Here is a 12,040-nt window from a genome sequence, read left to right on the forward strand (position 1 = left end):
TAGGGGAGTGCAAGGTTCATCCCTCCCTCCTAAAGTGACAGCATGACCATGGCGACAGGCGATTTCTCCGCAGGCACAGACACCGCACCCCCGTTGGCCATCGACGCGCGCGGGCTCGTAAAGCGGTTCGACGCCGCCACGGCGGTCGACGGGGTGGACCTCGCCATTCCCACCGGCGCGATCTACGGCATTCTCGGCCCCAACGGCGCGGGCAAGACCACCACCCTGCGCATGCTGCTCGGCATTATCGACCCCGACGCAGGAGAGCGCATGGTGCTCGGCGCAAGCAACCCGCAGGATGTCGCCCGCTTTATCGGCTACCTGCCCGAGGAGCGCGGGCTCTACCCGGCGATGAAAGCCTATGAGGCTATCGCGTTCATGGGCGCACTGCGCGGCCTGCCGCTGAAACAAGGCCGCGAGAAGGCGCGCGAACTGCTCGAAAGCCACGGCCTCGGCCATGCGGTCGAGCGGCAAATCCGCCAGCTTTCCAAGGGCATGGCGCAGACCGTGCAGCTGCTCGGCACGCTGGTGCATGAGCCGAAGCTGGTGGTGCTCGACGAGCCGTTCTCGGGCCTCGACGCTATCAATCAGGGCAAGCTTGAGGTGCTGATCCGGGGGCTGGCCGACAAGGGCACCACGGTGATCTTCTCCACCCACGTCATCGCCCATGCCGAACGGCTGTGCGAAGGCATCGCGATCATCGCGGGCGGCAAGGTGCCGTTCGCGGGCCGGGTCGACGAAGCGCGCGACCGTATCCCCGCGCAGGTCCGGCTCGAAACGCGCCGCCGCGAGGGCGGGTGGCTAGCGGCCCTGCCCGATGACGCGCGCCGCCTGGGCGATTTCTGGACCTTCGCCCTGCCCGAAAGCGGGGTGGAGCCGCTGCTCAAGGCGCTGATCGAAGGCGAGGCGGGTATCCTCTCGCTCTCGATCGAGCGCGCCGGGCTGCACGATGCCTTCGTCGCCATCGCGGGCGAGGCGGCGGCAAAAGACATGGTCGCGAACGAACCGGGAGACACCGCATGAGCACTGAACACCAGCCCGGCGGACGCCTGCCGCTGCTCAAGGCCGCCTATGTAGTTGCGCGGCGCGACTTTACCGCGATCCTGTTCAGCCGCGCGTTCATCTTCTTCCTGCTCGGGCCACTGTTCCCGGTGGTGGTGATGGCGCTGGCAGGCGGCGTCGGCGCGCAGGTGCAGCAGAACGCGGGCGTGGCCAGCGTCGGCCTCGCGATGAGCGCGGAGGACAATCGCGCGATGCTCGATGCGGCCAATGCGCTTACCGAGAGGCTCGGCAGCACGGTCCCGCCGATGAGCGAGCTGCGCGCTGTTGCGCCGGGAGAGCCGTTCGACGCCAAGGTCGCCTTGCAGGAAAGCGAAGGACAGCTCGCCGCCGTAGTCACCGGCACGCCTACCGCGCCGCATCTCACCGCCACCGAAGGCAGCATCGAACGCTGGCAAGGCATCGTGAGCATGATCGCCGCGCAGGCCGAGGGGCAAACGCTCGCCTATCCCGAGGTGGCCACCAGCGAAGTCTCCTCCAGCGCTGCCGCGCGCAATTCGGCCCGCATCAACACCGCGCAGGGTGGGCAGGTGCTGCTGTTCCTGCTCATCATGCTGCTCGCCTCGATGGTGCTGTCGAATCTTGTCGAGGAGAAGGGCAACAAGATCATCGAGGTGCTCGCCGCCGCGATTCCGATGGACGCGCTGTTCCTCGGCAAGTTATTCGCGATGCTGGCGGTCTCGGTGGTGGGGATTTGCGTTTGGGGGACTACCGCCGGGATAGTGCTGACGGCGGGCGGGGTCTCGCTGTCGGACTACGCGATTCCGGGCGTCGGCTGGCCGATGTTCATGGTGCTGTTCGCGCTCTATTTCGGCATGGGCTATCTGTTGCTCGGCGCGATCTTTCTCACCATCGGCTCGCAGGCGAAAACGGTGCGCGAGGTGCAGACGCTGTCGATGCCCGCCACCATGTTGCAGGTGCTGGTGTTCTTCCTCTCCAGCCTCACCATCACCAATGCGGGCGGCTGGATCGATTGGCTCGGCATGGCCTTCCCGCTCAGTTCGCCCTTCGTGATGGTTGCCCATGCAGCGATGGATGAGAGTCTTTGGCCGCATGCCCTCGCGCTCGCTTGGCAGGCGCTGTGCGTGGCGGTGTTCGTGCGTGTAGGCGCGAACATGTTCCGCAAGCGGGTGATGAAATCCGGCCCGCAAGGCACTATAAAGGCTAAGGAGAGTAGGCGCGGGCCGGTCGGGTTCGTGCGCGGCCTGTTCAGCAAGGGTTCCGCCGCGGCCCGCTAGAGGTGCCCTCATGACCCACGACCCCATGCTTTCCCGTCGCTCCGCGCTGACCTGGCTTGGCGTGGGCGTGTCGCTCCCCGTGCTCAGCGCCTGCGGCAGCGAACCCGCCAAGGCCCAGCAGAATTTCCGCGTGACGCATACAGACGCCGAATGGCGCCGCCGCCTAACCGACATGGAATACCGCGTGCTGCGCGAAGAGGCGACCGAACGCCCGTTCTCCTCGCCGCTTAACGACGAACACCGCGCGGGCACATTCACCTGCGCGGGGTGCGGCAATGCGGTCTATTCGTCGCAAACCAAGTTCGACAGCGGCACCGGCTGGCCGAGCTTCTATCAGGCGATCGACGCAGGCGCGGTCGGCTATTCGACCGACCGCAAGCTCGGCTATGTCCGGCGCGAAGTCCACTGTGCGGATTGCGGCGGGCACCTGGGCCATGTGTTCGACGACGGCCCCCGCCCGACCGGCAAGCGCCACTGCATCAACGGCGTGGCGCTCGATTTCCAGCCCGCCTGACGGCTAGCGGACCCGGTACACCCTCAGCTGCGTATTTTCGAAACCTGAAACCGGGTCGAGCCAGTCGACCCGCTCCCCCAGTAGCAGGGCCCGCGCGAGGCTCTCGGGGCGGTCTTCGGCGAAGATCACCAGGCTGTCATCTTCAAGGCAGATGGCGAGATAGTTTGCACCGCTCTGCTTCACGATAGCGCGGGCCTCGCCGGTGTCGGCGATAAATGCGGAGATCACCCTATGCAGCGCCTCCACGTTGCGGTGGTAGCCTCCCGTTGTCACCCCGAGCGAGGTATGCGCAAGAATCTCAGGCGCGCTGTTGAAGCTGGTGAAGACGTATCCCTCGCCCAGCCGTTGCAGGTCGGCAAAGTCGCACGGAGCGAGACCAGCCGCGTGCTGGCGGGGCTGGCTGGCGAAATGATCGGATGGCAACGACCTCTGCCCGATCTGCTTACCTGCGATGGCGGCACCCGCCGGGGTCACCAACAAGACGCAAGCCATGGTCGCCAGCACGCGTGGTATCGTAGCGGTTAAAGCGCGCGCGCGCGGCATGAAACGGATGAGCAGCGCCAGCGCAAAGGGCACGGCGAGCAGCTGCGCCACGAGGATTTCGCGCAGGAGAAGCAGCCCGTAGCATGCCACGCCTAGGGCAAGCAGGGCGTGAAGCAACCACTTGAGCCGAGCCTCGTCGCGCAACAGGCCCTCTCGGCGGGCGGCCCAGAGCCCTGCGGTAACAAGCGCGAGGGTATACAGCGCAGGCAGCGCCAGCGACGGCGGCTGCATCCAGATCGGCAGCCCCTCGTAAACGTGATTGTACCAGTAGCTGCGCACCAGCGGATCGAGCGCGGCCAGGGGGCCGGAGAGGCAGGGGCCGATCATGGCCATGGCGACGGGCGCACTCAGCAGGGGTAGCAGGCCCATCGCCAATACGCGTCCGACCAGCCGATCTTGCCGGGGCAGGTAGGAAAGGGCTCCAGCAGCCACCGCCGCTGCCGCAAAGGCAGCCCAATGCGCAGGCAGCAGGACATCGCACCACAAGGCAAATTCCGACATCGGCCGCGTTGCCAGCGAGAGCAGCGGCGCCGCCAGCGCCAGCGCCCCGAGGAACCAGGCAAGCGAGCGATCGCGCACCAGCGCATAGCGCAGGCCATAGAGGCCAGCCACGAACGCGATCACGGGAAGCCCTTCAAGCGAGATCACCAGCCATACGGCACCAACCAGTCCGCCCAGCAGCGCCGCCTGTCGCGAGGGCGCGCGCAGCATCAGGGCCGCCATGGCCAGCGCAGCCACGGCCTGCGGACTGTGATGGTCGATCCGCATCGGCGCGAAGGCCGCGGGGACAAGCGGGAACAGCGCGGCAAGGCCCAGCCCTGCCAGCACCTGCCAGCCGACAAAGCCCAGCCGCAACATGATCGCGCGCAACAGCAGCAGGGCCGCGCCAAGATAGAACAGCGGCACCAGCATCGCTGCCCAACTCTCGGCCAGCGCCTGAGGCAGTACTATCCGCAGCACTATCATCACCGCCACCAGCGGCAGGTCGACAAGGCGCGACCAGTGCATGGCCACGCCCGTGGGCGGGTTCATCCGGTATTGCGTAACGTCGAACCAGCCTTGCCCGGCCATCAGGTCACGCACCTGCTGCAGCCGCATCAGGTCATCGCCATCATAAGGCTCCTGCCCGAGCACGAGGACAGCCGCGAGATAGGCCAGCGCTGCCCCGGCCCAGACGAGCAGTGTCATCCGCACCGAGTCGAGCTCGCGCTCGGGCAGGGGCTCAGACTGCGACGCCATCGGCGGCCCCTGGAAAGACCACGCGCTTGCGCAGCCAGTAGGTGGCGAAAAACGAAGCGCCAATCGCCACCCCCTTGGCAAGGCGCGGGTCGCCGCCGAGCCGTTCGATCCCGCCAACGATGCTGACCGTTATCGCCATCCCGACCAGTGCCGACAGCACGAACAGCGCCTTTTGCCGGGTGCGCTGGTGCCCGCCCATGGCCACCCGATCAAGAAAGACCGCGCGGCTCGACATAAGCCAGTGAAACCCGATGCCCAGCCCATAGGCCAGCACCGAAGAGCCTGCCGCGCCGAAACCAAGCCGGAGGAGCGCAAGAAAACTCGCCGCGTCCACCGCCAAGGCCGCGAGGCTGGCCGCGAAATAGAGCATGAACCGGCGATCCTTCGCCTTGCGCGCAATCTCTCGCAGTGCCGCTTGCATCGGAACTTCGCGCATGGCGTCCCTCCCGATCAGGCGACCTTGCGGGTCTTTTCGGCGCTTGCCCCGGCCTTCGCCACCCGTTCAGGCACATCGCGGACCGAGGACAGTGCAGCGGCCTGATCTTCGGTCAGTGTGCGGCCATCGCGCGCAGGCAAAGCCTTCTCGGCGCCCTCGTCGCCCGCCTCGTGATACTCGGCATCCTCGTTCACACACCAGGTGTCGTAGAGGCGTTCACCGACGATGATGTTCTCCACCGTGAGCATCGCGGTCATCATCGCATGGTCCTGATTGTTGTAGCGGTGCATGCCGTTGCGCCCCACCAGATGCAGCGTGGGGAAGCGCTCTTCCAGCTCGGCGCGCATCGCTTCGACATTCTCGGCGTAGTCTTCGTCGTAGACCGGATAGGCCTTTTCCTGCCGCACCACCGCGCCGCCAACCACGTCCTCGGGCTTGCACAGGCCAAGGATGTCCATCTCGCGCTTGGCCTGCGCGATCAGGTGCTCGTCGCTCGACGTCCACAGCCCATCGCCTTCGAAGCAGAAGTATTCGAGCCCCACGCAGGCAATATCCTGATCGGGCACCATCTCGGGTGACCAGCTGCGGAAGTTCTGCACCCGGCCCACCTGTACCTGCGAATCGTGGATATAGATCCAGTTGTCCGGGAACAGGTCGTCCGACCGGATCATCAACGCCACGGTGAGAAAATCGCGATACCTGAGGTTGTTTGCCTGCAAGGTGGTTGCGGGTAGCGGATGGAGCCGGGTGGCGAGTTCGCGCATTGGCGCGGAGCTGATGGCGTGGCGGGCCGTGATGATGGTCTCGCCATCCGGCCCGTCGGCGCGCAAGCGCCAGCCGCTCTGGCCATCGCTCGCGAGCTGGCCCAGCGCATGGCCCATCAGCACCTTGCCCTTGCCGCTCGCCACGATCCTGTCGCGCGCGGCTTCCCACATCATGCCGGGGCCGAGGCGCGGATAGCGGAACGTCTCCAGCAAGGTTTTGGCCTGCGTACCCGAACCGTCGTTCAGCCGGCTGAGACCGAGCGAACGCTTGATCCCGTCGATCACCGCGCCCCACAGGCTGAGGCCTTTAATGCGCTGCGCCGCCCAGTCGGCGCTCATCCTATCGCAGGGCATGCCCCAGACCTTCTCGGTGTAGGTCTTGAAAAAGATCGAATAGAGTTTTCTGCCGAACTGGTTGGTGGTCCAGTCCTCGAAGCTTTTCACCTGCTTGATGGGGAACAGCTTGTATTTCAGGTAGCTCGCCATGCACAGCGCCGAGCGCCACAGGCCGAGGTTGCGCAGCGCCTCGAAGGCGCGCAGCGGGTAGGAGTAGAACTTGCCCTCGTAGTAGATGCGGCTCATCCGCGGGCGCTGGATGAAGTCGTCGGGCAGGATCTCGTTCCACAGGTCCACCACCTGCTGGCTTTTCGAGAAGAACCGGTGCCCGCCAATGTCGAAGCGATAGCCCGCGTGCTCGACCGTGCGGCTGATCCCGCCGACATAAGTCTCATCCTTCTCGATGATCGCGACCGACTTGCCAGCCTTGGTCAGCAGATAGCCTGCGGTCAGTCCCGCCGGGCCGGCGCCGACAATGACGACATCCACATCCACATCGCCTGCGTGGCTGCCGCTGGCACGGATACTGGTCATCAAGCCTCCCGATTGGTGTTCCCGCCGGGAGTGAAGGAAAATGGTTGTTCCGTGGTTAACGCGGCCACCCGGCCGGGCCGGAAATCAGAGCGCTACGTTCTGCATGGCCGCGACAATGCGCGCCAGCTCGCTCATCTGCATTGTATCCTCGAACACGAGGCCATAGGCCCCGTTGCGCCGCCAGCGGATCTTGGCGCGCGTGGAAGGAAGGTGCGTTGCCCGCAGGACGACGTTCGACGCGAGCATGAGATGCTCGTCGCAGGCGATCTTCGCGCCCTGCCCTGAAATATCGCAAATCCGCACGGAAAAATCGCGCCCCGGCATCGCCAGGATGGCCGGACAATCGAGCTCGACGCGAATCGGACGTTTGGCGAAGCGGCTCGGGCTTTGAATCAGCCGGTCAAGATCGGCGCTCTCCAGGAAGCGCAGCCCCATGCGGTCGCCATGCTGCCACATCACCTCGGCCGGGATGCGATCGCCGTTCTGGAACTCGATCGTATATTGGTCGCAAGAAGGCAGGGCGTGAAACACGCATACGCTAAGCCCGGTCGCGGAAAGGTCGCGGATGACGCAGACGAACTGATGGTCGGGCGAAATGAGCTTGGCCGGTCGGATCAGCAATCCGACGCGGGGCGCCGTACGCATTTCCGCTCCACTGCCCTCCTGCCCTGAGGAGGGGGCGCTCGTGTTGTCGAGCCTCGCTGGGTCTTGCATGGGCGTTCCCACTCTTTTCATTCTGCAGGGATCCTGCATTTTGATCGACATCATAATTGACGCGGGATTGTTCAGGATTGGTTTATCAACGCCTACGCTGACACCCTGAGCAACGCCTGCCTATCATGCGCAAGAGCGGCTTTCGCATGGATCCGTTTACCGGATAGCAACCAAATCCCCCCGGGCGACGGCGTTAACAGAGGGCTTGCTGGTGCGGGCGGCGGGACTCGAACCCGCACGAGCAAGGCTCAGGGGATTTTAAGTCCCCGGCGTCTACCATTCCGCCACGCCCGCACTGCGAACTGCCCGCCTAGCGCGGGAAGGCCCGCCTTACCAGTAGCGTGAAGTGGCTATCCGCGCGCCTTCGGCGAGCGCGGCCAGCTTTGCCCAGACCACCTCCGGGTCGAGCGCATGGCTGCCCGCGTGGACCGAGAAGCCGCAGTCCACCCCCGCCATCACCCGCTCGCGCCCGAGCAGATTGGCATAGCGGCCGATCCGCTGCGCGATCAGCTCGGGGTGCTCGATATAGGGGCTTTGCGGTTCGATCATGCCGGGGCACAGCACCTTGTCTTGCGGAAGGGGGTGGTTCTCGAAGTAGGCGAATTCGTGCGCGTGGCGCGGGTTGGCGCCTTCGAGCAGCACGGTCTGGGGCCTTGCCTGCCAGACGATGTCGGCGATTTCGGCCAGCGCCACGTCGCAATGATGCGGGCCGGGGTAATTGCCCCAACACAGGTGCATCCGGCATTGCTCGGCAGGGATGTTCTGCAAGGCATGGTTGAGCGCGGCGACGTTCATGCCGATGCGCTGGCGGAACTCCTCAAGGCTGAGATGGGTGAACTGGACGTGGCGGCCCATGGCAAGATCGGGGCAATCGACCTGCAAGGTGATCCCGGCCTCGGCGATGGTCTGGTATTCGTGCCGCAACCCCTCGGCGAGGGCGAAGACATAGTCCTCATCGCTGGCATAGTACTGGTTGGGGAAGAACAGCGCGGTGACCCCCGGCGAGGCCGCCGACATGAAGGTGCCGTGGCCCTTGGCAAGCCGCTTGAGCCGTTCGGCGTCGATGCGCGGGGCTTCCATGTCGATCACTGCGATCGGCGCGGTGCAGGCAGGAGCCGAGCGCCTGGCCCGGCCCTTGTTGCCGAACACCTGCGCCTTGGCACCGGGGAAGTCCTCAAGATCGGCGAATTCGTATTGCCCCGCCTCGCCGCCGAAGCCCGAGAGCCGATGCTTGATGTAGGTGGCGTAGCTGGGCTTTGACATCTCGCCATCGTTGACCACGTCGAGCCCTGCCGCGACCTGGCGGGCGACCACCTCCGCCGTCGCCCGCTCGATCGCTGCATCGAGCGCGGCGGGATCGACCTCCTCGCCGCCCTCGCGCGCGAACATCAGGTCGAGCAGATAGTCGGGGCGCGGCAGGCTGCCGGTGTGAGTGGTGGCGAAACCGCTCATCGGCGCGGCCCTATGCTGCCTCTTCCTTCCGGAACGTATTGTTGTTCTCGTGATTGCCCGCCAACCAGCGTTTTAGCTCGGCATGGGCCTTGGCCTGACGCTCGGCCTTGCCATCGGCGGCGCGCGGGTCGTCGTTGCAGAACTCGACGATCATGCCATTCGGGTCCTTCACATAGACCGAGCGGCAATAGCCGTGCTCCAGCACATAGGTATCGGGCGCTGAAATCCCGGCCTCCTTGATGCGCTGCTCGATCCCGGCCTGGCATTCGGCATCGACGTTCAGAGCGATGTGAATGAACGGCGAAGAGGGAATTTCGGGCCCGAACTCGGCCTGATCATCGGCATCGGCGAACTGGAAGAAGGCGAGCGAGCTGCCGTCGCCAAGGTCGAAGAACACGTGGCAATAGGTCCGCATCTTGCCGAACAGCATATCGGCCTCGCACCAGGTGGCCGACAGCGGCAGGCCGATCACGTCCTCGTAAAAGGCGCGGGTGGCTTCCAGATCCTTCGTCACATAGGCGGTGTGATGCAGTCTGCTCGGCAAGTGTGCCATGATCCATTCTCCCGTTGGGCCGAGTCTTTTCGCGCGGCCTCAAGCTTAGCAATCTAACGCATCATGGCTTGCGGCCAAGTATTTCTTCATTGTGCTGGCCAAGCTCGGGCGGCGGCGTCAGATCGCTTTCCGCCTCGCCATCGAACCGGATAGGATTGCGGATCGTACGGAATGTACCGCGCTGGCCCTCGCCACTCACCTCGATCCGGTGGTGCTTGGCGAGATCGCCTTCCAACACCTCCTTGCTCGAATAGACCGCCGAATGCGGCACTTCGAGGCTGGTCAGCCGCTCCTCCCAATAGGCGCGCGGCTTTTCCGCAAAAATCGGGGCGAGGAATTTCACCACGTTCTCGTAGTTCGCGATCCGCGCCGGGCGGCTTTCGAACTCGGGCCGAGCGAGCATGTCGGGCTGGCCGACCGCCTCGGCGAGGTTTTCCCAGAACTTGGGCGGGCTCGACATGTGCAGCGCGATCCAGCCGCCGTCCGCACATTCGAACACATAGCTCTGCGAAACATGCGGGCGGCTCCACGGCCCCATCACCTCGTCGGCGCTGAGATAGTGCGTGAAATCGTCGAGGTTGAAATGCGCCATGGCCTCGAACATCGAGGTCTCGACCCGGCGGCCCTTGCCGGTCTTCTCGCGCTCATAAAGCGCGGCGAGCACACCATAGGCGGCGTAGAACCCCGTCACCGCGTCGCCAATTGCAGGGCCGACCACACGGGGATTGCCGGGGTTCACCAGCAGCCTGAGGAAACCGCTCGCGGCCTGCGATACGGTATCGAAGGCCGGACGGTCCTTCCACGGGCCATCGTTGCCGAAGCCCGAAATATCGACATAGACCAGCCGCGGATTGATTTCCTGGAGTCTGGCGGCGTCGACAAACAAGCGCTCGGCCACGCCGGGGCGGAAATTCTGGATGAAGACATCCGCCGTTTCGACCAGTTCGTCGAGCGCCTTGCGGTCCTCCTCGCTGGTCTTGGTGTTGAGCGTGATCGACTTCTTGTTGCGGTTGTAGGTCTGGTAGTGCGGCGAATAGAGGTCGCCCTTGAAGGCGCGAAACGGGTCGCCCGTCTCGGGCATCTCGACCTTGATGACCTCAGCCCCGAGATCCGCCAGCAGCATACCGCAGGCCGGGCCGGTGATGAAGGTGCCCATATCGAGCACACGAATGCCGTGAAGCGGCTTTGCCATTATGAATTCTCTCCCAGACTCCCTCCCCGCTCGTCCTGAGCTTGTCGAAGGACTGTCCTTACTTCTAGTCCGAGCTTGAAGAAAAAGCGGTGCTTCGACAAGCTCAGCACGAACGGATTTTGGGAGAATTGAATGCGCATCGGAAAACAGGATCAGCCCTACACAGCGATCTGCACCTCGGACGCGGAATCGATCACCGTGCGCGGGCGCGACCTGTGCGAGGACATCATCGGCAAGTTCGATTTCTCCAGCTACTTCTGGCTGCTGGTGACGGGCGAGGAGCCCAACGAGGACCAGAGTTTCTTCCTCAACGCGGTGCTCTGCGCGCTGGCCGAGCACGGGCTGGTGCCCTCGGTGGTGGCCGCGCGGATGACGCTCGCCGCCGCGCCCGAGGCGGTGCAGGGCGCGGTCGCGGCGGGATTGCTCGGCTGCGGCTCGGTGGTGCTGGGCAGCGCCGAGGTGGCGGGCAAGTTCTACCACGACTGCGTGACCGACCAGCGCGCGAGCGGCGATGCGGCAGAAGCGGTGGCGCGGCGCAAGATCGCCGAGTGGCGCGCGCATACGAAGGCCGTCCCCGGCTTCGGCCACCCGCAGCACTCCGAGGGCGACCCGCGCGCGAACCTGTTGCTGAAGCTTGCCGACGAACGCGGTGTGTCGGGCGAGCACGTGGCGATGATGCGCGCGTTGCAGGCGGCGCTGCCCGAGGCGATTGGCCGCGCGCTGCCGGTAAACGTCAACGGCCCGATCCCCGCGATCATGCTCGATCTCGGCTGGCCGGTGGCGGCGCTGAAAGGGATTGGCCTGTTGTGTCGGACCGGCGGGCTGATCGGGCACCTGACCGAGGAGGCGGAACGGCCGATCGGCTTTGTAATGAGCGGGGCTGCGGCTGGGGCGATTAGTTATGATGGGGAATAAGTTCTTACGCAGCACAGTTTGCGGCTTAGCCATGATGGGTGCGTCCAGCAGCCTGTTCGCGCAAAATACTGAGATCTATCCATCTGCTATGAACGAACAACCAGCTAATGCCGAGAAACAGGCGCTCATCCGCAGATTCATGGCTGCGACGGGACTGCAACGAGAGCTCGATAGCGGCAGCTTTTTGGAGCGGTACGCGCTAAATAGCCAGCTCGATTGGAATTCCGGTACGGCTGCCACGACGTTATTTGAGGCAATCACGGGCCCGATTGAGGCACTCAAAGCTGAATATGAACATGTTCGACCGACCTATCAGGAAGAGTTCGAACGACACATCAATTGGGAGTACACCGAAGAAGAGTTACGTCAGCTCGTAGCGTTCTTCGAATCCGCTGTTGGCCAGCACTATATCGACGGTGACTGGCGGATGAGAGCGTACAGCGCGACGAACCTTGAAGATATCGAGGGGGAGTTGGTGCGGAAAGCTGTGGCGCGTTACCAGCAAGCACATTCCCCCCAACCCTAACACCCAACACAATTAGCCTTGCAAT

Annotated in this window: 12 protein-coding genes and 1 tRNA gene; 5 read left to right on the top strand and 8 right to left on the bottom strand. The window is 64.5% G+C overall.

All coding sequences use genetic code 11. The features are described from left to right. Positions 1-42 precede the first annotated feature (42 nt). Genes ABDJ38_RS13270 through msrB form a run of 3 tightly spaced genes read left to right on the top strand, consistent with a single transcriptional unit; the run spans position 43 to position 2,811 of the window. Positions 43-1,023, top strand: a complete 981-nt coding sequence (locus ABDJ38_RS13270; protein ID WP_346785598.1) for an ABC transporter ATP-binding protein — start codon at positions 43-45, stop codon at positions 1,021-1,023. Next, complete coding sequence (locus ABDJ38_RS13275) at positions 1,020-2,297, top strand: ABC transporter permease (protein ID WP_346785599.1); 1,278 nt, start codon at positions 1,020-1,022, stop codon at positions 2,295-2,297. The genes ABDJ38_RS13270 and ABDJ38_RS13275 overlap by 4 nt, the downstream gene beginning before the upstream one ends. A 10-nt stretch (positions 2,298-2,307) precedes the next feature. Beyond that, positions 2,308-2,811: a peptide-methionine (R)-S-oxide reductase MsrB gene (gene msrB, locus ABDJ38_RS13280; protein WP_346785600.1), complete on the top strand. Its 504-nt coding sequence runs from the start codon at positions 2,308-2,310 to the stop codon at positions 2,809-2,811. Positions 2,812-2,814: 3 nt separating this feature from the next. Here msrB and ABDJ38_RS13285 read toward each other — a convergent pair whose 3' ends face one another. The 8 genes from ABDJ38_RS13285 to ABDJ38_RS13320 form a co-directional block, all read right to left on the bottom strand. After that, entirely contained in the window at positions 2,815-4,593 is a 1,779-nt protein-coding gene (locus ABDJ38_RS13285) for a hypothetical protein (RefSeq protein ID WP_346785601.1), read from the bottom strand. Then, positions 4,577-5,029 (bottom strand): GtrA family protein, encoded by a 453-nt coding sequence (locus tag ABDJ38_RS13290; RefSeq protein WP_346785602.1) that lies wholly within the window; start codon positions 5,027-5,029, stop codon positions 4,577-4,579. The genes ABDJ38_RS13285 and ABDJ38_RS13290 overlap by 17 nt, the downstream gene beginning before the upstream one ends. A gap of 14 nt (positions 5,030-5,043) precedes the next feature. After that, positions 5,044-6,663, bottom strand: coding sequence for an NAD(P)/FAD-dependent oxidoreductase (locus ABDJ38_RS13295; RefSeq protein ID WP_346785603.1), 1,620 nt, complete (start codon positions 6,661-6,663; stop codon positions 5,044-5,046). An 84-nt stretch (positions 6,664-6,747) separates the two neighbouring features. Next, positions 6,748-7,431 carry a PilZ domain-containing protein gene (locus ABDJ38_RS13300; RefSeq protein WP_346785604.1) on the bottom strand — a complete coding sequence of 228 codons (684 nt, stop codon included), beginning with the start codon at positions 7,429-7,431 and terminating at the stop codon, positions 6,748-6,750. Positions 7,432-7,586: 155 nt separating this feature from the next. After that, positions 7,587-7,671 (bottom strand) — tRNA-Leu (locus ABDJ38_RS13305). 36 nt (positions 7,672-7,707) lie between these two features. After that, on the bottom strand, positions 7,708-8,829 hold the full coding sequence (locus tag ABDJ38_RS13310; RefSeq protein ID WP_346785605.1) for a cobalamin-independent methionine synthase II family protein: 1,122 nt from the start codon (positions 8,827-8,829) through the stop codon (positions 7,708-7,710). Between the two features lie 10 nt (positions 8,830-8,839). After that, positions 8,840-9,382 carry a VOC family protein gene (locus ABDJ38_RS13315; protein ID WP_346785606.1) on the bottom strand — a complete coding sequence of 181 codons (543 nt, stop codon included), beginning with the start codon at positions 9,380-9,382 and terminating at the stop codon, positions 8,840-8,842. A 61-nt stretch (positions 9,383-9,443) separates the two neighbouring features. Further along, entirely contained in the window at positions 9,444-10,574 is a 1,131-nt protein-coding gene (locus tag ABDJ38_RS13320; RefSeq protein WP_346785607.1) for a CaiB/BaiF CoA transferase family protein, read from the bottom strand. Between the two features lie 132 nt (positions 10,575-10,706). On the opposite strand from ABDJ38_RS13320, the gene ABDJ38_RS13325 reads away from it, so the two are divergent. Continuing rightward, the gene (locus ABDJ38_RS13325) at positions 10,707-11,489 is read left to right on the top strand and encodes a citryl-CoA lyase (RefSeq protein WP_346785608.1); all 783 of its coding nucleotides are present in this window, start codon (positions 10,707-10,709) and stop codon (positions 11,487-11,489) included. Then, positions 11,476-12,015: a DUF2059 domain-containing protein gene (locus tag ABDJ38_RS13330; protein ID WP_346785609.1), complete on the top strand. Its 540-nt coding sequence runs from the start codon at positions 11,476-11,478 to the stop codon at positions 12,013-12,015. The genes ABDJ38_RS13325 and ABDJ38_RS13330 overlap by 14 nt, the downstream gene beginning before the upstream one ends. Positions 12,016-12,040 lie beyond the last annotated feature (25 nt).

It is taken from the genome of Aurantiacibacter flavus (genome assembly GCF_039710615.1).
GTDB lineage: Bacteria > Pseudomonadota > Alphaproteobacteria > Sphingomonadales > Sphingomonadaceae > Alteraurantiacibacter > Alteraurantiacibacter flavus.

Excerpts from the sequence above, each read along its gene's own strand:
- ABDJ38_RS13270 (WP_346785598.1), top strand. The coding sequence starts at position 43 with ATGACCATGGCGACAGGCGATTTCTCCGCAGGCACAGACACCGCACCC.
- ABDJ38_RS13275 (WP_346785599.1), top strand. The coding sequence starts at position 1,020 with ATGAGCACTGAACACCAGCCCGGCGGACGCCTGCCGCTGCTCAAGGCC.
- msrB (WP_346785600.1), top strand. The coding sequence starts at position 2,308 with ATGACCCACGACCCCATGCTTTCCCGTCGCTCCGCGCTGACCTGGCTT.
- ABDJ38_RS13285 (WP_346785601.1), bottom strand. The coding sequence starts at position 4,593 with ATGGCGTCGCAGTCTGAGCCCCTGCCCGAGCGCGAGCTCGACTCGGTG.
- ABDJ38_RS13290 (WP_346785602.1), bottom strand. The coding sequence starts at position 5,029 with ATGCGCGAAGTTCCGATGCAAGCGGCACTGCGAGAGATTGCGCGCAAG.
- ABDJ38_RS13295 (WP_346785603.1), bottom strand. The coding sequence starts at position 6,663 with ATGACCAGTATCCGTGCCAGCGGCAGCCACGCAGGCGATGTGGATGTG.
- ABDJ38_RS13300 (WP_346785604.1), bottom strand. The coding sequence starts at position 7,431 with ATGATGTCGATCAAAATGCAGGATCCCTGCAGAATGAAAAGAGTGGGA.
- ABDJ38_RS13310 (WP_346785605.1), bottom strand. The coding sequence starts at position 8,829 with ATGAGCGGTTTCGCCACCACTCACACCGGCAGCCTGCCGCGCCCCGAC.
- ABDJ38_RS13315 (WP_346785606.1), bottom strand. The coding sequence starts at position 9,382 with ATGGCACACTTGCCGAGCAGACTGCATCACACCGCCTATGTGACGAAG.
- ABDJ38_RS13320 (WP_346785607.1), bottom strand. The coding sequence starts at position 10,574 with ATGGCAAAGCCGCTTCACGGCATTCGTGTGCTCGATATGGGCACCTTC.
- ABDJ38_RS13325 (WP_346785608.1), top strand. The coding sequence starts at position 10,707 with ATGCGCATCGGAAAACAGGATCAGCCCTACACAGCGATCTGCACCTCG.
- ABDJ38_RS13330 (WP_346785609.1), top strand. The coding sequence starts at position 11,476 with ATGATGGGGAATAAGTTCTTACGCAGCACAGTTTGCGGCTTAGCCATG.